General features: G+C 59.4%; 20 protein-coding genes and 6 tRNA genes. 1 reads left to right on the forward strand and 25 read right to left on the reverse strand.

Features of this window, described 5'->3' with window-relative positions:
- Positions 1 to 315 precede the first annotated feature (315 nt).
- The 6 genes from DXD49_RS01260 to serS form a co-directional block, all read right to left on the reverse strand.
- Positions 316 to 392, reverse strand: a tRNA-Arg gene (locus tag DXD49_RS01260).
- Positions 393 to 739: 347 nt separating this feature from the next.
- Positions 740 to 816, reverse strand: a tRNA-Arg gene (locus DXD49_RS01265).
- A gap of 164 nt (positions 817 to 980) precedes the next feature.
- A tRNA-Arg gene (locus DXD49_RS01270) sits at positions 981 to 1,057 on the reverse strand.
- A gap of 355 nt (positions 1,058 to 1,412) precedes the next feature.
- Positions 1,413 to 1,489 (reverse strand) — tRNA-Arg (locus tag DXD49_RS01275).
- Between the two features lie 77 nt (positions 1,490 to 1,566).
- A complete protein-coding gene (locus tag DXD49_RS01280) occupies positions 1,567 to 1,944 on the reverse strand; it encodes a hypothetical protein (protein ID WP_117734697.1) in 378 nt (125 codons plus the stop codon).
- Between the two features lie 173 nt (positions 1,945 to 2,117).
- Positions 2,118 to 3,401 carry a serine--tRNA ligase gene (serS, locus tag DXD49_RS01285; RefSeq protein WP_117734698.1) on the reverse strand — a complete coding sequence of 428 codons (1,284 nt, stop codon included), beginning with the start codon at positions 3,399 to 3,401 and terminating at the stop codon, positions 2,118 to 2,120.
- Positions 3,402 to 3,512: 111 nt separating this feature from the next.
- Here serS and DXD49_RS09710 point away from each other — a divergent pair, with 111 nt between their 5' ends.
- Entirely contained in the window at positions 3,513 to 3,686 is a 174-nt protein-coding gene (locus DXD49_RS09710) for a DUF6724 family protein (RefSeq protein ID WP_171025133.1), read from the forward strand.
- A 156-nt stretch (positions 3,687 to 3,842) separates the two neighbouring features.
- Here DXD49_RS09710 and proC read toward each other — a convergent pair whose 3' ends face one another.
- From proC to DXD49_RS01380, 19 genes are all read right to left on the reverse strand, one after another.
- Entirely contained in the window at positions 3,843 to 4,613 is a 771-nt protein-coding gene (gene proC / locus DXD49_RS01290) for a pyrroline-5-carboxylate reductase (RefSeq protein WP_117634270.1), read from the reverse strand.
- A 73-nt stretch (positions 4,614 to 4,686) separates the two neighbouring features.
- The gene (gene rlmH, locus DXD49_RS01295; protein ID WP_022094530.1) at positions 4,687 to 5,157 is read right to left on the reverse strand and encodes a 23S rRNA (pseudouridine(1915)-N(3))-methyltransferase RlmH; all 471 of its coding nucleotides are present in this window, start codon (positions 5,155 to 5,157) and stop codon (positions 4,687 to 4,689) included.
- Positions 5,158 to 5,163: 6 nt separating this feature from the next.
- Positions 5,164 to 6,102: an SPFH domain-containing protein gene (locus tag DXD49_RS01300; RefSeq protein ID WP_117794003.1), complete on the reverse strand. Its 939-nt coding sequence runs from the start codon at positions 6,100 to 6,102 to the stop codon at positions 5,164 to 5,166.
- Positions 6,103 to 6,490: 388 nt separating this feature from the next.
- Positions 6,491 to 6,577: transfer RNA gene (locus DXD49_RS01305), tRNA-Leu, on the reverse strand.
- A 43-nt stretch (positions 6,578 to 6,620) separates the two neighbouring features.
- Complete coding sequence (locus DXD49_RS01310; RefSeq protein WP_117794004.1) at positions 6,621 to 7,538, reverse strand: TatD family hydrolase; 918 nt, start codon at positions 7,536 to 7,538, stop codon at positions 6,621 to 6,623.
- Positions 7,528 to 8,388 carry a 16S rRNA (adenine(1518)-N(6)/adenine(1519)-N(6))-dimethyltransferase RsmA gene (gene rsmA / locus DXD49_RS01315; RefSeq protein ID WP_117794005.1) on the reverse strand — a complete coding sequence of 287 codons (861 nt, stop codon included), beginning with the start codon at positions 8,386 to 8,388 and terminating at the stop codon, positions 7,528 to 7,530. Before rsmA ends, DXD49_RS01310 begins: the two co-directional genes overlap by 11 nt.
- Positions 8,389 to 8,495: 107 nt before the next feature.
- Positions 8,496 to 10,097 carry a methionine--tRNA ligase gene (gene metG, locus DXD49_RS01320; RefSeq protein WP_117794006.1) on the reverse strand — a complete coding sequence of 534 codons (1,602 nt, stop codon included), beginning with the start codon at positions 10,095 to 10,097 and terminating at the stop codon, positions 8,496 to 8,498.
- A gap of 69 nt (positions 10,098 to 10,166) precedes the next feature.
- A complete protein-coding gene (gene rsmI / locus DXD49_RS01325) occupies positions 10,167 to 11,045 on the reverse strand; it encodes a 16S rRNA (cytidine(1402)-2'-O)-methyltransferase (RefSeq protein ID WP_117794007.1) in 879 nt (292 codons plus the stop codon).
- Between the two features lie 6 nt (positions 11,046 to 11,051).
- Positions 11,052 to 12,113: a glycoside hydrolase family 5 protein gene (locus DXD49_RS01330; RefSeq protein ID WP_117634285.1), complete on the reverse strand. Its 1,062-nt coding sequence runs from the start codon at positions 12,111 to 12,113 to the stop codon at positions 11,052 to 11,054.
- Between the two features lie 391 nt (positions 12,114 to 12,504).
- Positions 12,505 to 12,577: transfer RNA gene (locus DXD49_RS01335), tRNA-Phe, on the reverse strand.
- Positions 12,578 to 12,700: 123 nt separating this feature from the next.
- Positions 12,701 to 12,985, reverse strand: a complete 285-nt coding sequence (locus tag DXD49_RS01340; protein ID WP_117763570.1) for a CopG family transcriptional regulator — start codon at positions 12,983 to 12,985, stop codon at positions 12,701 to 12,703.
- On the reverse strand, positions 12,985 to 13,251 hold the full coding sequence (locus tag DXD49_RS09855) for a hypothetical protein (protein WP_117794008.1): 267 nt from the start codon (positions 13,249 to 13,251) through the stop codon (positions 12,985 to 12,987). Before DXD49_RS09855 ends, DXD49_RS01340 begins: the two co-directional genes overlap by 1 nt.
- Before the next feature lie 58 nt (positions 13,252 to 13,309).
- Positions 13,310 to 13,669, reverse strand: coding sequence for a DUF192 domain-containing protein (locus tag DXD49_RS01350; RefSeq protein WP_233502120.1), 360 nt, complete (start codon positions 13,667 to 13,669; stop codon positions 13,310 to 13,312).
- Positions 13,666 to 14,142, reverse strand: a complete 477-nt coding sequence (locus DXD49_RS01355) for a TadE/TadG family type IV pilus assembly protein (protein WP_117734708.1) — start codon at positions 14,140 to 14,142, stop codon at positions 13,666 to 13,668. Before DXD49_RS01355 ends, DXD49_RS01350 begins: the two co-directional genes overlap by 4 nt.
- Positions 14,142 to 16,202: a hypothetical protein gene (locus DXD49_RS01360; RefSeq protein ID WP_117794009.1), complete on the reverse strand. Its 2,061-nt coding sequence runs from the start codon at positions 16,200 to 16,202 to the stop codon at positions 14,142 to 14,144. Before DXD49_RS01360 ends, DXD49_RS01355 begins: the two co-directional genes overlap by 1 nt.
- 64 nt (positions 16,203 to 16,266) lie before the next feature.
- Complete coding sequence (locus tag DXD49_RS01365) at positions 16,267 to 16,803, reverse strand: TadE/TadG family type IV pilus assembly protein (protein ID WP_117734710.1); 537 nt, start codon at positions 16,801 to 16,803, stop codon at positions 16,267 to 16,269.
- A complete protein-coding gene (locus DXD49_RS01370) occupies positions 16,739 to 16,957 on the reverse strand; it encodes a hypothetical protein (RefSeq protein WP_117734711.1) in 219 nt (72 codons plus the stop codon). The genes DXD49_RS01365 and DXD49_RS01370 overlap by 65 nt, the downstream gene beginning before the upstream one ends.
- 1 nt (position 16,958) lies before the next feature.
- Entirely contained in the window at positions 16,959 to 17,189 is a 231-nt protein-coding gene (locus tag DXD49_RS01375) for a hypothetical protein (RefSeq protein ID WP_117734712.1), read from the reverse strand.
- A gap of 296 nt (positions 17,190 to 17,485) precedes the next feature.
- Positions 17,486 to 17,719: a hypothetical protein gene (locus tag DXD49_RS01380; protein WP_117734713.1), complete on the reverse strand. Its 234-nt coding sequence runs from the start codon at positions 17,717 to 17,719 to the stop codon at positions 17,486 to 17,488.
- Positions 17,720 to 17,728 lie beyond the last annotated feature (9 nt).

Genomic DNA, 17,728 nt, shown 5'->3' on the forward strand with positions numbered 1-17,728 from the left:
TCGCGAATAAGTCGCGACATCTACTCGGAATCTTACACGAGTCGACAGGAAATCGTCCCTTTGGACGAAAGCACTCAAGCTGGCGCAAAAGAAAAGCCCCCGTTGCCGGGAGCTTTAATCTCAAATGGTGCGGCGTATAGGATTCCGCGCATCCGCTGCGCGGATCCGCACCGGCTTCGCCCGCCCGCCGGCGTGCTCGCCCGCGGGCTAAAAACGCTCCGCGTTTTCTTTACGCCCGCGCCTCGACCGAGGTTCGAATCCATGCGGTGTTTACGTAAAAGAAAAGCCCCCGTTGCCGGGAGCTTTAATCTCAAATGGTGCGGCGTATAGGATTCGAACCTATGACGTTCTGATTCGTAGTCAGACCCTCTATCCAGCTGAGGTAACGCCGCGACTTGTTGATTATTATGCACATGGACTGAATAATCGTCAAGCGTTTTTCAAAAAAAGTTATTGAATTTGATTTTTACTCATTTTGACCCCTTGATGCGATCTTCGACGCATCGCGATATAAGAAAAGCTCCCGTTGCCGGGAGCTTTAAAGTCAATTGGTGCGGCGTATAGGATTCCGCGCATCCGCTGCGCGGATCCGCACCGGCTTCGCCCACCTGCCGGCGGACTCGCCCGCTCGCTAAAAACGCTCCGCGTTTTCTTAACGCTCGCGCCTCGACCGAGGTTCGAATCTCCGCAATGCCCCCGTAAAGGAAAAGCCCCCGTTGCCGGGAGCTTTAAAGTCAATTGGTGCGGCGTATAGGATTCGAACCTATGACGTTCTGATTCGTAGTCAGACCCTCTATCCAGCTGAGGTAACGCCGCAACGCACGGATTATTATGCACGTGACCCCTCGATGGGTCAAGCGACAATTTGGAAAAATTTTACGAAATGATGATTAAGACGCTCGCGCCTCGACCGAGGTTCGAATCCATGCGGCGTCCGCCTAAAAGAAAAGCCCCCGTCACCGGAGGCTTTCAATTTCAATTGGTGCGGCGTATAGGATTCGAACCTATGACGTTCTGATTCGTAGTCAGACCCTCTATCCAGCTGAGGTAACGCCGCAACGCACGGATTATTATGCACGTGACCCCTCGATGGGTCAAGCGACAATTTGGAAAAATTTTACGAAATGATGATTAAGACGCTCGCGCCTCGACCGAGGTTCGAATCCATGCGGCGTCCGCCTAAAAGAAAAGCCCCCGTCACCGGAGGCTTTCAATTTCAATTGGTGCGGCGTATAGGATTCCGCGCATCCGCTGCGCGGATCCGCACCGGCTTCGCCCGCCTGCCGGCGGACTCGCCCGCTCGCTACGGACGCTCCGCGTCCGCTTCACGCTCGCGCCTCGACCGAGGTTCGAATCCATGCGGCGTCCGCCTAAAAGAAAAGCGCCCGTCACCGGAGGCTTTCAATTTCAATTGGTGCGGCGTATAGGATTCGAACCTATGACGTTCTGATTCGTAGTCAGACCCTCTATCCAGCTGAGGTAACGCCGCAGCGCAAGACATATAAAACCACTTTAGCTTATTGGAGTCAAGCACAATCTCAAACTTTTTTGTGGAACGCAGTTTTGTCACGCTGCTCCGCATATACCACCGTTCCCCGTACGATCGATTGGCTTTTCGATCACGTCAAACTTAGCATCAAGTTCCCTCAGGAGCGATCTCACCCGCTGGGCACAATCATAATCGGCAAACGAGATGCTCAGCATGCGCGCAGCCTGGTTAGATGTCCGGACCCCATAGAAATGCTCCAGGGCCACAAGTCCCTCATGCGTCACAAAGGTCTCGACCACATGCGGCGACTCCTCAAAGCACCATTGGGTCAACGGACCCTCGCTCGTCTGTCGAACCACCAGGCCACCCATGCCAGACGGCTCACACGTTACAAGCAGGTACTCCCCGCCCTCGTCGCTCTCAAACAAAACCACCCGATCATCAAACAGCTCCATCGCGTCCCCTTTCTCTCGCTCTTATTTAGCAAAAGCATAGCAGGTAGATGGCTGTATACAGAACAGTTGTTCGTGTGTTTTCTATTGAGCTGTCCGCACGGCATGGTATGGACCTGCGCACGAAATAGGGCGCCCCCGAAGGAGCGCCCTTGCATATCCCCTATGCAGCCAAGTTACGCGACCGGCTCGATCTTCTCGAGACCGCCCATGTAAGGACGCAGAACCTCGGGGATCGTAATGGTGCCGTCGGCGTTCTGGTAGTTCTCCAGAATGGCGGCCATGGTGCGGCCGGCCGGCAGGCCGGAACCGTTGAGAGTGTGCAGGTAGCGCGAACCCTTGAAGTTCTCGGGGTCACGATACTTGATATTGGCGCGGCGAGCCTGGAAGTCACCGCAGTTGGAGCAGGAGCTGATCTCCTTGTAGGCGTTGTAGCTCGGCAGCCAGACCTCGACGTCGTAGGTCTGACGGGCAGAGAAGCCCAAGTCGCCGGTGCACAGGCTAATCACGCGATACGGAAGGCCCAGCTGCTGCAGCAGGTACTCGGCCTCGGCGGTCATGCTCTCGAGCTCCTCGTCGGACTCCTCCGGCTTAGCGAACTTGACCATCTCGACCTTGTCGAACTCGTGCTGACGGATGATGCCGCGGGTGTCGCGACCGGCGGAACCGGCCTCCTCGCGAAAGCAGGGGGTGAAGGCGGTGTAGCGGCGCGGCAGGGTGTCGGCGTCGAGCACCTCGCCGGCGTGCAGGTTGGTGAGCACAACCTCGGCGGTAGGGATCAGGAAGTTGTCGCCCGAGACGTGATAAGCGTCGTCCTCGAACTTGGGCAGCTGCCCCGTACCGAACATGGTCTGACGCTTGACGACGATGGGCGGCCACCACTCCTTGAAGCCACGACTCGTGTGCGTGTCCAAGAAGAAGTTGATGAGGGCGCGCTCAAGACGGGCGCCGGCGCCACCGAGAACGGTAAAACGGCTGCCGGAGAGCTTGTTGCCGCGCTCGAAGTCGAGGATGTCCAGATCGGTGCCCAGATCCCAGTGCGGCTTAAAGTCGAAGTCGAACTCGCGCGGGGTGCCCCAACGACGGCGCTCAATGTTCTCGTCCTCGTCCTTGCCGTACGGCGTGGCCTCACAAGGGATGTTGGGCAGGTGAGCCATGAAGTCATACTGCTCCTGCTCGAGAGCGCCTCGGCGCTCGGCCAGACCGTCAATCTTCTCGTTGACGGCGCGCACGGCCTCCTTGGCGGCCTCTGCCTCGTCCTTCTTGCCCTCCTTCATCAGGGCGCCGATCTTCTTGGACTCGGCGTTGCGCGTAGCCTGGAGCTCCTCGACCTCGGTGATGACGGCACGGCGCTCGTCGTCGAGCTCAAAGAACTTCTCGCGATCCCAAGATGTCTGGCGGTTAGCCATGGCGACATCGATGGCATCGGGGTTCTCGCGAACAAACTTGATATCAAGCATTAGATCCTCCGGCGATATACATTCCATTTAGGTTGCAACCTTGTACATGTATGGGCAAGTATATACTTATGAGCGTTTACGACCCAACTCAACTACGCAAGAAGGCACCCAATGGACGCAGTTTTTTCCTTTTTGTTTGGCACCCGCACCGGTTTTGCCATCCTTTTCGCCGGCGGCATCCTGCTGTTTGCGATTCTTGCCTTTGTAATGGAGAAGCGCACCCATAAGATGTATGTCGACCGCGGCCCCAAATCCGAGGACGAAGAAGACGGCTTCTGGGACTAACCGACCAAAAAGGGACAGGTTTATTATGGTCGGTTTTATCTGGGCAAACGCAAGCGCCCCGCAACTGGAATTGAGCCAGTTGCGGGGCGCTTTTCGCTAAAAGGACAAAACCGCAGGAAAAACCTGCCAAAATAAACCTGTCCCTAAATGGCAGGTTTACTGGAGGGTGGCGTCGATGGCCTTGACCAGGGCGCTGCGCATGCCGGCGTCCTCGAGCGCGACGACGCCCTTGATGGTGGCGCCGCCGGGCGAGCATACGGCATCCTTCATCGCCGCAGGATGCTGGCCGCCTACAAGCTGCAGTTTTGCCGTACCCAGCACCATCTGGCTCACGATGCGGTAGGCATCGGCGCGCGGGATACCGTGCTTGACGGCCGCATCGCCCAAGGCCTCAATCGCCATGGCGACAAATGCCGGTGCGCAACCGCCCACGGTACCGCCCACAAACAGCAGGCTCGTGTCGAGCTCGACGACGGCGCCAAGCTTACCGAGCAGGTCGAGCACAACAGCACGTTGCTCGTCGTTGAGCGTAGAGGACTTCTCGCAGGCGATAACGCCCTCGCCCACTGAAACCGGCGTGTTGGGCACCGTCGAGATGTGCGCGACACCCGGCAGGACCTGTTCCCACTTGGCGCTGTCCCAAGTCCAGGCGACCGAAAGGACAACCTTGTCGGCAAGAATGTCCTTGAGCGGAGCGAAGACCTTCTCGATCATGTACGGCTTGACCGCAGCAACCACGATATCAGATGCGGCGACAACCTCCGCCGCATCATGGCAGGCGACCATCCCACGCGCCTCGCAGCGCTCAACCAAGGCGTCGTAGCGGCCCGCGCAGGCGCACATGTCGCTCGCAGTCACACCGGCGGCAATCCAGCCATCGGCCATGGCGCTCGCCATATTGCCAAAACCGACAAATCCGATCTTCATATCACATAGTCCTCTCAGACACATTCCTCAAAACGAAAGGTATTGTCCCACGTCACTGTTTCGTATTGCCGACCTATTTGTGATACGGCTCGCCACGGCTGATCTTGCAGGCACGGTAAATCTGCTCTAGCAGCACTACACGCGCCAGGTTATGCGGCAAGGTAATACGTCCAAAGCTGAGCATCTCGTCGGCTCGTGCGCGCACGTCATCGCTCACGCCGTCCGAACCGCCGATTACAAAGGCAATGTCGCTACTGCCTCGCAGCATAAGATCGTCGAGCCTCGCCGAGAGCTCCTCACTCGAACGCTCCTTGCCCTCGATAGCCAGCAGGATCACATGCGCTCGAGACGGCAAGGCAGCAAGAATCGCCGCCCCCTCCTTGTCACGCGCGGCATCCACGCCGCCCGCCTTGGCAGGGTCGATATCGGCCACCTCGCGGATATCCACCTTGGCATAGGCGCCCAGGCGCTTGGTGTACTCGGCACACGCGTCCTTCCAAAAGCGCTCTTTGAGCTTGCCAACACAAACGACGGTGTATTTCACGCGTGCCTACTCCTTCGAACCGTTTTGAACTTTGCCGGCGGTCAGCATCTGCTCGAACATAGAGGCCGACTGCGAGAAGTCGCTCGGCAGTACGACCGTCGAGGTTTTACCCATGCGAGCAAACTCCGTCATCATCTCGGACCACTGCGTAAACATGAACAGTTGGTTGGCCTCATCGTTGCCAACACCTGTCTCCTGGATAATCTCGAGCGAGTCCTTAATGCCCAGAGCGATCGCCTTGCGCTGGTTGGCGATGCCCTCGCCCGCCTTTTCCATGGCCTCGGCTTCGGCGGTCGCCTCGGTGACGCGCTTGATGCGGTCGGCCTCGGCGAGCTCCTGTGCCGCAGCGCGCTTGCGCTGGGCGGCGTTGATGTCGTTCATAGAGTTCTCGACCTCAGTCGGCAGTGCGATCTTGGTAATGAGCGTCGACACGAGGGTGAAGCCGTAGGCAGCCATCTGCTCGGAAACGGTAGCGTTAACATCCTTGGCGATGTCATCCTTCTTGGCAAAGACCTCATCGAGTGTGTAGACGGGAATCGAAGAGCGCAGGGCGTCGGTGATGAAGTCACGCATCTGGTCGACGGGCTCCTGCAGCATATAGTAGCTCTTGTAGATGCCCGAATCCGCCGGGCCAGCACCCATGTCATAGCTCACGTGATATTGAGCCGAGACCTCGAGGCCGATAGTCACATTGTCCTGAGTCTTAACGTCGATACCAAAACCGTTTTTCATCGTGCGCAGGCTCACCGTGGCAGCTTTACGGTCGACTACGGGCACCTTCATGTGGAAGCCCGCGTTGACGATGCGGTTGAACTTGCCTAAGCGTTCGATGATCACAGCATGCTGCTGTTCAACGACATAGCAGGCGCTGGGCAGCAGCAGCAACAGGATGATGATGGGAATCAAAAGGCTGGTAAGGGCGGCGATGATACCGGAAAACAGCATGGTCTCTCCTCTGATAGGCACACGTTGGGACTAGGATACCCGCACGAAGCAGCTGTGTGACACCAACAAGAGGACCCGTGGTCAAAAAAGACCAAATATGAGTACTGTTACCAGTTTAGTAACAGCGTATTTGGGTCAAAATCGCCTCTTTGAACCCGAAGTCTATCGAAATTACTTCATTTCGTCTCATGATTGAGTCAAATTAGCGTACATCTGTTGCGTAAAATGAGCAAAAATGGCTTCGTGAAATGTCTCTATTTTCGTGCCAGTACTCATATTTGCCACTTTTTGACCGCAGGGGCATCTACCGCGCGAAATCGATAGGTCAAATCTGCCAAAAACGGCCCGTAACAAAAAAGCTCCCATTGCTGGGAGCTCTTTCATTCAATGGTGCGGGCGAAAGGACTTGAACCTTCATGGGGTTGCCCCCATACGGACCTGAACCGTACGCGTCTGCCAATTCCGCCACGCCCGCGTGCAGGAATTAGAATAACGGAGCGACACCGTGAACGCAAGAACTATTTTTGAAAAAGTTTGCAAGCATTTTCCCAAGCGGCTTGCGCGATTGTTTCGGCGTCCTCACCAGTGCGATCGACACGGTCGTTGACCAGCGTGTTTGCCGTGATTGAAATCATTGCCGGCTCGCACTCAAGACCTCGAATGGGCTCCGGCGCCATATACGGGCAATCCGTCTCGAACAAAATGCGATCGAGCGGGGTCGCCGCAAATGCCTCGCGCACGTCATCGTTGCGCTTAAAGGTGGCCGCGCCGCCATAGGCGATATAGCAGCCCAAACCCACAAAGCGCTCCATCGTGGCGCGGTCCTCGCCAAAGCAGTGCAGCACACAACCGGCCTGGGGCACGCCCACCTCACGAAGCACGTTGTAGGCGTCCACGTGCGAGGTACGCTCCGGGTCCGTGTCCTCGTGACGCAGATGCAGCTCCACCGGCACGTTACGGCACACGGCAAGCTCGAGCTGGCGCGCCATGCAGTCAATCTGCACGTTATGGGGCGCCGGCGCGATATCGTCGTCATAGTCCATGTGGTAGTCCAGGCCGATTTCGCCAATACCTGCGCATAAGGGGTCATCGAGTGCGGCAACGACCTGTGCGTGAACGTCGTCGGTATAGTCCGGCGCGCCATACGGATGCACGCCGGCAAGATATTTAATCTGCGGAATATTCTGCATTGGCAGAATCTCACGCGTTAGCCAGTCGCTATAGTCCGCCACACTGCGCTTATCGGCAATGGGGTCGAAGATCGTCACCAACAGGTCGACGCCCGCGGCTTTAGCGCGCACGAGCGTCTCGGGCACTTCCTTGCCCCAAAACGAAAGCAGGTGCGCATGAGTATCAGCGAGCGGCGCCAAGGGCTCCGGACAGGCGACCGTTTTCTTTTTCTTGGTAAACGTCACACGTTCGGCATTAGGCGTCATGGATGAGCTCCTGGGCCAGACGGACAAAGTCGGCAACATCGAGTGTCTCGGCTCGCGTGGTCGGCGCGATACCGCAAGTCTCAAAGGCGGCATCGAGCACATCCTTGGCAAAGCCGTTGGCGCTCATGGAATTGCGGATGGTCTTGCGACGCTGAGCAAATGCGGCGTCGATCACGCGGGCCACAAACTCGCGATCGAGCCCCTCGGGCACCACGCCGTCAACGCAGTCGATGCGCACGACGGCTGAGTCCACATGCGGCGCCGGCATAAAGCAGCGCGGCGGCACCTCAAAGCGACCCGTCACCTGCGTATACAGGCCGAGCTTTGCCGTATAGCCGCCATAGGTCTTATTGCCCGGCGTCGCGGCAATGCGATCGGCAACCTCCTTTTGCACCATGACGACGGCACGCTTGAGCGCCGGCATCGTCTGGAAAAATTGCAAAATGATCGTCGCCGCCACGTTATAGGGCAAGTTCGCGACAAATACCGTGGGCTCGCCGCCAGCAGCCTGCTCAATCTGCTCCGGGCCCACCTTGAGCGCATCGCCCATAATAAAGCGGAAGTTGGCATAGTCGGCAGCATGGGCATCGAGCACCGGCTCGAGCTCGGGATCGGCCTCGATCGACGTGACGCACGCAGCCTCCTGCAGCAGCGCAAGCGTGAGCGTGCCAACACCCGGACCCACCTCGAGTACGCGCTCGTCACCTGCAAGCTCGGCAAGCTCGCAGATACGCTCAATCACATGGTTGTCGATTAGAAAGTTCTGGCCCAGGCGATGCTTGGTCGCAAGGCCAAACTCCTCCAGCAGCTCCCTTGTTGCCGTGGGGTTTGCCAAAGGCGAAGTTGTCATAGTTGCCTCCTTAGCATGGTGGCGACGTCTTGAAACAAAAGGGCATGGACCGTTGCGGCCATGCCCTTACACCTAAACTGCGAATTGCCGATATGGCGCGCGGCGTCTTAACCCAGACGCGGGAACAGCGGCTCGCCCTTCTCGACGGGAGCGCCGCCGGCAAGCAGACCCCAAGCGCAAATACCCTTGAGATCGTCGCTTGCGGCCTCGTCCTCGCAGGACAGACGGCGCAGAGCCTCGGCAGAAGTCTGAGGCATGAGCGGCATCAGCAGGTGGGCGGCGATGCGGATGGCTTCGAGCAGGCTGTAGATCACAAACGCGAGCTCGTCAGCCTTGGCCTCGTCCTTGGCAAGCGCCCAAGGCTCGGAGTCCTCGATGTAATGGTTGGCGGCATGGACGAGCTCCATGACCTCGTCCTTGGCTCCACCGTAATCGAGCACGTCCATCTTGGCCATATAGCGCTCGACCAGGCCATCGGCAATCTTTGCCAGCGGACTGTCGAACACATCGAACGATGCGGGCTTGGCGGGCGCGCAGCCGTCAAAGTACTTGCCGCTCATGTTGAGCGAACGCGAGATAAGGTTGCCCCAGCTGTTGGCCAGGTCGGCGTTGTAGACCTGCTCCATGCGATCGAAGCTGATGGCGCCGTCGGTGCCGGGCACCACGTCGGTCATGAAGTAATAGCGATAGCCCTCGACACCCAGCATGTCGATGACGTCCTGCGGAGCGATGGCGTTGCCGCGGCTCTTGGACATCTTCTCGGCCTTGCCGGTCTCGGCGTTGCGCACGGTCAGGAAGCCGTGGGCAAAGACGTGCTCGGGCAGGGCCTCGCCGATGGCCATGAGCATGGCGGGCCAAATGACGCAGTGGAAGCGGATGATGTCCTTACCCACGATGTGGAACTGCGCGGGCCAGCGATAGGCCAGCTCGGCACGGGCCTCGTCGGTGTCGACACCGTAGCCGACGGCCGTCATATAGTTGAGCAGCGCATCGAACCACACGTAGGTCACGTGGCCCTCGTCAAACGGGACCTGAATACCCCAGTCAAAGCTCGTGCGGCTCACGGAAAGATCGTTGAGGCCGCCCTCGACAAAGCTGCGTACCTCGTTCATGCGGAACGCAGGCTCGACAAAGTCGGGGTGCTCGTCATAGAGCTTGAGCAGCTTGTCCTGGAAGGCGGAAAGCTTAAAGAAGTAGGACTCCTCCTGCACGCGCTCAAGCGGACGGTGGCAGTCGGGGCATAGATGCTGGCCGACGCTGCCGTACTCCTCGTCGCCCTTCTGGACCTGCGTATCGGTGAAGTAGGTCTCGTCAGGCACGCAATACCAACCGTCGTAGCTGCCCTTATACAGATAGCCGGACTCCTTCATGCGCTCCCACAGGTACTGCACGGCATGATGCTGGCGCGGCTCGGTGGTGCGGATGAAGTCGTCGTTGGAGATCTCGAGCTTGCTCCAAAGCTCCTTGAAGTGCGGGGCCTGGCTGTCGGTCCACTCCTGCGGCGTCATGCCATGCTTGGCTGCGGCCTCGGCGACCTTCTCGCCGTGCTCGTCCATGCCGGTCAGGAACTTGACGTTATAGCCGGCGGAGCGGCGATAGCGAGCCTGAACGTCGGCGATGATGGTGGAATAAGCCGTGCCCAGGTGCGGATCGGCATTGACGTAGTAGATGGGCGTCGTGATAAAGAACGAAGGCTTGCTTTGATCCATGGGGTTTGTCCTCCAGAAAAACGTTGCATACAGGGGATGATTCTAGCGCAAGGGCTGGATATCCTCCATCTATTGCATATCGAGCACCATGGCATAGACATCGCGCTTGCGGCGCGAATACTTCTGAGACAGGCGCTTGGCCACCGCAGAGGCGGGCTCCCCCTCCTCGAGCGCGGTGCGGATATCCTCGCGCAGGGCCTCGTCGGGATCCGCTACCGCAGCGCCAACCGGCGCGATGCCGGCCTCCTCGTCCCCGCTCGGCGGCGCGATGACCAGCGCAATCTCGCCCTTCACCTCACCACGGGCACACAGCTCCTCGGCAAGCTGGGCGGCGGGGCCGCGCAAGACCTCCTCGTGCAGCTTGGTGAGTTCGCGGCAGACGGCGACATCGCGCTGGGGAAAGACCTCGGCCACGGCCTCGAGCGTCGCCACGATGCGATGTGGAGACTCGTAGAAGATGAGCGCGCCGGGCACCACGGCAAGGCGCTGCAGACGGCGCACGCGGTCACCGTGCTTGCGGCCCAAAAAGCCCTCAAAGAAAAATTGCTCGCAGGGAATGCCGGACGAAACGAGCGCCGTGACGCAAGCAGAGGGCCCGGGGATAACTTCGACGGGTACATCGGCCTCACGCGCTGCCTCGACCAGCGCCTGGCCGGGATCGGACACGCTCGGCATGCCGGCGTCCGAGGCAAAGGCGAGGGTTTCCCCCGCCAGCAGACGGTCGACCAGGCCGGCGGCGCGGCTGGCGATCACATTCTCGTCGCAACGGACAAGCGGCTTGGAGATACCCAGGTGCATTAGCAGCTTTGACGTCACACGCGTGTCTTCGCAGCAGATGGCATCGGCGGCGGCAAACGCCTCGCCAACGCGCGGGGACAGGTCTCCCAAGTTGCCGATGGGTGTGCCGACCACATAGAGTTTGCCCGTATGGGCGCTGTTTTGCGTCATATCAACCTATTCAATCATGCCGCGCTCGAGCGTACCGAGCGCCGCGCGGGCATCCCATGCCGCAATACGCTTCTCGGTCTTCCACGTTTGGAAGAACCAACCGGCAGCCGGCGCAAACGATGCCAGCTGATTGGCGATGAACACGCGCTCGTAGGCATTGCGGCCCTCGGGCGTAACCGACGAGTTGGCAAAGATCGCCGCACCCGACCATTCGCCCACCAGCACGGGGAACCCCGTCGAAATCGCTTCTTTAAGCTCGCGCTTGTTACGCGAAATCGCCGTCGTCAGCCCGCGGGGGCTCGTGATGTCGAGTGCATACTCGTCACGGTAATGGTACAGGTGAAGGTCCATGTAGACGTTCTTGTACTTGGTGCCGCGCATAAAATGCTTCCACTCGCTGGGATACCCCGAAGACGAGAAGACGACGATTTTATCCTCGGGCATATACGAACGGACGAGCTCGTAAGCATCGCGATAGAAGTTGCGCAGGTAGTGAGCAGGAATGCCATCCGTCATGGTAAAGAGGCTCTTGCGGACGCTCATCTGCGGCGTGTCAAGCAGCTCAATGCCCAGCAGGCTCTCGGCCTCACCGTAGCGATCGGCCAAACGCTCGAGCACGTCGAGTGCGACATGGCGGCCGTTAGTGGACGAATGCCACTCGGCAACAGCCTCCGGCGTGGTGGGCGAATCGTTGGAATCGCCCTGACCACCGGGCACAGTTGCCAGGTCAAGCAGCACGCGAATGTTGTACTTGGCAGCCCACTCAATCGCGCGGTCGATGTAGTCGACAACCGAGATGTAGGAGGCATCGGACTCCTGTGAGCCAAAGGCATACCAAGGCACCGGCAGGCGCACGGCGTTGAGGCCGATCTGCGCCATACGGCGAAAATCATCCTCGCTCACAAACGTCTCGTAATGACGACGCATGCGCTCGTTATAGGCGGCGGTGCCCATGGCCTCCTGCAGCTCGGCCGCGTTGGATGCACCGGTCGCCGCGTACAGCGACGGGGTCACCCAAGGCTCGGGAATAAACCAGCCAGAGAGATTAACGCCGAGTATCCTCTCCATCACTGCCCCCTTCGGATCGTGCAGGTCGAGCCCGCATCGTATTGCATAGGAAAAGTATCGTTTTGAGTATACCCGCGCGTGCGGGCAGGCGACCGAATGGTCTGAAAAGTGACGCAAAAGCGGGAGGAATGTCTGGGATGCGCTTTCCGCAGGGGACTACATAAAAGAAAAGGACCCCTTTGCAGAGGTCCTAGTCAATTCAAGGTGGCGGGGAAGGGAATCGCGTCCGCGCGCTGCGCGGACGGACCGCTGCGGCGCTTGCGCGCCTTGCGAGCTGCGCTGGCAAACGCTTACGCGTTTACTCAGCTCCGCGCCCTCACGGGGTTCGATTCCATGTGGGGTCTGCATAAAAGAAAAGGACCCCTTTGCAGAGGTCCTAGTCAATTCAAGGTGGCGGGGAAGGGAATCGAACCCCTGACACGAGGATTTTCAGTCCTCTGCTCTACCAACTGAGCTACCCAGCCATTTGAGGTGTGCCTTGTTTCAAGGCTTGATTAGTATAACCAAGGACGCGTTCCGGTCAACCGAGAATTTTAAAAAAGTTTTTGAGCACAGCCTTGGTTCTATAAATCGGCACGTCAGAGGCATCAGCCGGAAGCAAGAAGTTTTTCACTCAGAGCCACACGGGCAAACTCACTTGGCGTCATCCCCTCGACAGCCGCCCGTCGACGAATGGCCTCCTTCATTCCCAGAGGAATCTTGACCGACAGCGTTGCCGTCCCCTCACCTGAGAGTGGGGGCCGTCCATGCACAATCCCACCAACGGTGTGTTCGCCATCCGGAAACTCTCCGCGCTCGTACGACTTGCACCACGCGTCAATCATTTCATCCGTTACAACCTGACCATTAGCGGCCGTATACGTCTTGCCCATCATCGACCCCTTTGCCGAGTCTGTTCAATCTTCTGCCAAAAATTCTTCTGGACTGGAGACAAGGCATGAATGATAAGCCACCCACGGACAAGCTCGACCGCGACAAGCTCCACGCTTCGTCCGTCTGGGAGCCATCCAATCGCAAGCCATCTCGGCGGCTCGTCCTTCGACTCGCGACGAATGCACTCAGTAACCGCAAGCCAGGCGCTAAGCACCTGCTTTTCCGTCAGGTGCTTTTTAGCGTTGGGATGGATCTCAACATCCATGCATCTTCTCCTCCATCTTACCCAATTTCGTATGACGAAAGTCCGCTATCGCCAATTCTTACGCCGGCACTTGTTGGAGGGCAGGGAGCGAGGCGAGGATTGAGGGACGTTCCAGTACGGCCCAGGCGCACGGGTGAGAGCACATGCGCCACGGACGGACGTTTTCATAGCGTGCGAGGATGTTGCCGTTGCGGTCGATAAAGGCGATATCGATGGGATAGGCCATAAAACACGTGTGGACCGAGGAACAGTGTGGAAACGCCATGACGAGCGGCAGGCCGTTGGCGGCAACCGGACGCCGTCCCAGCATGCCGAGCAGGCGCACGACGAACGACTCCGCCACCGCAAACTCGGCCGGCGTCCAACCCAGCCTGTTGAGTGCCCGCGCGTAAGCGATGTAGGACGAGACCGCGGTCACATAACCACCCCCGGACGCCATGGATCGACCGTCACCGCGCGCTCGTGCGACAACGTTGTCGGCGCCCCCAGCGGAACGCCAGCGATGCTGAGAGAAGTCGGCCACGGCTCATAGTGCATGGTGCAGGTGTAGGTCCTAAACGTACCGGATAGGGAGAGCAGGCCACCATCCGATGCCTCCGCGCCTTGCTCGCTCGACACTTCGATCTGCAAGTCATAGCCTTCCATGGCATTCAGAATTTGAGTCTGAACCGTCGCCGAGGCATCGGCAGAGCTTTCGCCGCCCTCCCCCTCCGACGCCACGGCGTGCGCCAACACGATGTCGGGCACCACGCGGTCGAAGCGCGCGACAGCGCTGGCAAAGATCATGACGTTGTACACGATGAGTGCCAGCACCAGCAAAACGGGCGTAACCACTGCCATCTCCACCGTCGCTTGGGCGCGCTCCTCGCGCAGACGCATGCGGATACTCATTACGACCCACCGCCCAGAGCGCCAACCAGCGTGGCGACATCGACGGTGAGTGGGATGGAGCCGCCGCCGGGCAGAGGAATCTCCGCAAGCGTGAACACCGTACCGCCAATGGTGCGTTCGACTTGATATTCCAACGCCTCGCAAAGCGCCTTGGGATCGGTCACGCCCAACGGAATACCTCGCAGCTTGTCTTGCGCTTGAGAGAAACCAGCAATGTCAGACCCCGGACTCTTAATGACGTTGGCGGAATCGGTCAGCACCGGCTTTCGCAGGCGCAAGTCGCACGGTTCCAAACCCAGCGCCGCCACGGACGCCGAAACGGTATCGCCGAGCCACGATGCGATGGAGCCCAACGCGCCGCCGCCCCCTCCTAGGTCTTTAATCATCTCGTCCATAAGTTCGTCGGCCGAACCTTGGATATCACCGTATCCTACGAGCAGCCGTCCCCAAACATCCATGACGCCGTCGAGCACGCCGGCAACGCCGCCCGAGTGTTCCTTCAATGTCGAGAAAAATCGCGAAAGCACGTTGTTTTGCGCCGTCGCCTCATCGGGCGCCAGCACCGCGGCAGAGATGGCACCGCGACTGCCAAGCTCAACCGCCGTGTTAAACGAGGAGTTAAGTTGATCGGGGCTGGTCATATCGCCCGAAACCGCAAGGGCGACCACGCCGTTGCGACCGGGCGGCGCGATACGCGGACGCTCACCCGAAAGCGCTTGAATGGCCTGATCGAATGCGCTTCCCGCGCGATCTGCCTCGCCTTCGGTCTGTCGCTCGAGCTCAAGCTCTTTGTTGCGGCATTCGGCGTAGTCTTCCATGGCGTCTTTGAACTTGTCAAAGTGATACTCGAAGCCGTTTTCGATCGATGTAGAAGGAGCGGCGACGGCACCCAGTGTCTTGACTCCAAAATGGCAGCGGTCGCATGCTTCTCTCCCGTCAAAGTCAGCAACCGATGACAGTCCTCCCGGCGCTCCCTTTTTATAGTTTGGGCAGCCAGTTCCATAATGGATGTACGTCTTGCCGTCATTGCTGCTCGTCGGCCACGCGGCATCGGTATAAAGATCGCTCGCCCTGACCTCGTCCGCATTGCGCGGCAGCAGCGGCAGGTCCGCGACGACGCTCGTGCCGTCGTCCACGATGGAGGCACGCCCGAGCTCTTCACCGGCATACCGATAGAACGCCTTTCGAGCGGCAGACTCCGCCTGCATCTCGACACCGCTTCCAAGCGGCTTTTCGTTAGCCAGGCGCTGACGGTAATATGTTCTCGCTCGGTCAAGCGCCACCTGGGGCTCCCACGTGACGCTCGATGCGTAATGTGGGTTGAGCTCGCCCGGCAGCGACGCCAGCTTCTTCGCGCGCTCCCACATGCACGAACGGCTACCAATCGTGCCCTTGTCCGACCCGCCGCAGTCCGCAAGCCAGGCGCGCTCTTTTGCTTTCGCCGTATCCTCAGAAGCCTCCTTCAACTTTTTGGCTGCGAGCTCTAAATCATCTGACGTGTCTTTAATAGCATCGGGCGAGATCTCGGACCCCTCGAGCGCAACGAAATCGGACTCGGACGTCCTGGGCACGGCAAGCGCCGTACCGGTATAGCTCACGCTATCGGTATCCTGCGCCGACACCGCCTGTGTAGCTCGCGCGGCAACCAGATACGGCAGAGCCGTCTCGATTTTCTGTAAGCCTTCCGATGCGCTTTTGGCAAACTTGTTGCGCGTTTTAATGATCCCAATCCCGGTGTCGACCATATTGCCGGCAACCGGCTCGGCACCCGGGATGAGGATGGCGACCAGGCCCGTCCCGATCGTGGCAAACCCCGCCAGCCCCAGACTCAAGATGCTCGCATCAACCACCGTGGCAGCCGTGTGATAGGACGACACTACGTTGGCACCCGCCAGCGCGCCGCTATCGGCCGCCACCTGGGTATCCCCGGCACGCGACATGCTCCATATCGCCGCGGTTGACGAAAACAACAACGTAAGCACCACTAGGATGACCACGGCAGAGGAAAGCGTGGTGTAGGCACCGTCTTCGATAAACAGGTCGATACCGGCTCGACCCATAAAGCCTCCTCGTTTGCGATGGCAGCTCGGACGGCGCGTCAAAACGCGCCTAGACCAGAAACGCTTAATCCCATGCAGCAATCCACGAATCATAATCTCCCTCCAGCCATTCGGGACGCGATTGATACGAGACATTGACCTTGAGCTCAACGTAGTCGCCCTCGGCGGTACCACCCATAGCCTGCGCAAACGCACCGATCACAGGCAACGGCTTGACCTCGCCGGAAACGGACACGGACGAGACGCCACCCGCACCGGCCCGGCCAAGCTCGATATCCCACGACAACGGCCCGCCGGCATGAAAGATCGAAACGTTGGGCACTGCGGCAAGCCGGCGGCGGGTGAACTCCTTAAGATCATCGTCCTCCGCCGTCGTCGTGGTCATGAGCCGCGCGGTCTCGGCGGCGGCAGACTCCATGACCGCGCGCGTATAGAGCAGGCACACCGGTTGCAGTGCGAGAAGGATGAGCGTCAGAAACGTCGGCAGCAAAAAAGCGGCCTCGACCGTAGACTGCGCCCGGTCCTCACGCGCGATATCAATACAACGCGATGTCCTTAGCGCCCGCAGCGGCGTCGATAACCGACGTCGAGGCAACGCCATGGGATGCCGCCCGCTCGACCAGCGCCGCCAAGCGCCCATCGGTGCCAGCACGCCAAAGTCCCGCGATCGCCAGCACGATGGAAAGCAGCGCCACCGTGACGATGGCGTATTCGACCGTCGCCTGGGCAGATTCCTCGCGCAGGACGTCATGCATTTCACGACCCCTCCTTTGAGTTCGATGCCTGCGGGCTCAGGCGGATCACGCGCAGGCGGCACGAAGCATCGCCGACATCCGCAGCAACCGTCACCATATCGACCCAGCCGCGTCCATCGCGCACGATGGCGCCCCATACGTTGCCCTTAATATCGAGATAGCCGCTCAGGGCGAGCTGGGCCGTTGGCACCTCGCGGTAGGCGCGTAACATATCCGCCGCTGCCTCGGTCATCGGTCGGTCCTCGGACCATGCAAGCCGGACCGCAATCGCGTTGCCCTCAGGCGAATCCGTCGCAGTGGCAGACCGCTTGTCGAGCGTCCGCAGAAAGGTTTGCGCCGTGACAGCGACATCCGAATCGTCCGCATCTCGCGTCTCATCTTTTTGAGACGCCACCGCCGAATCTGAGCCCGAGTCGAAGGCGGCCCCAGGACGCTGCTGCCGCGCGGAGTTAAGCCCCCAAAGCACCGCCGCTATCGCCACGATCAGGCAAGCAAACACCAGCAGCACCCCGATGGGGCGCTCGCCCTCTACAGGCTGTTGATGCCCTCGCTGATCGCATCCCATAGCTCTTTAACCTTGCCTTTAAATGCAACGATGGCAATAATCGCGATCACCACAAGCACGCCCACCAAAATGGCGTACTCGGTGGTACCCTGCGCGCTCTCCTCCTGCAACAGTTCCTTGGCATGCTGGCGAGCGCGGATCGCCCGGCAAAAAGCCCAGTTCCAAGCCTTGTCAGCAACTTCGACCATCGTGTTCATGTATTCCTC

The organism is Collinsella sp. TM05-38, from assembly GCF_003466445.1.
Lineage (GTDB): Bacteria > Actinomycetota > Coriobacteriia > Coriobacteriales > Coriobacteriaceae > Collinsella.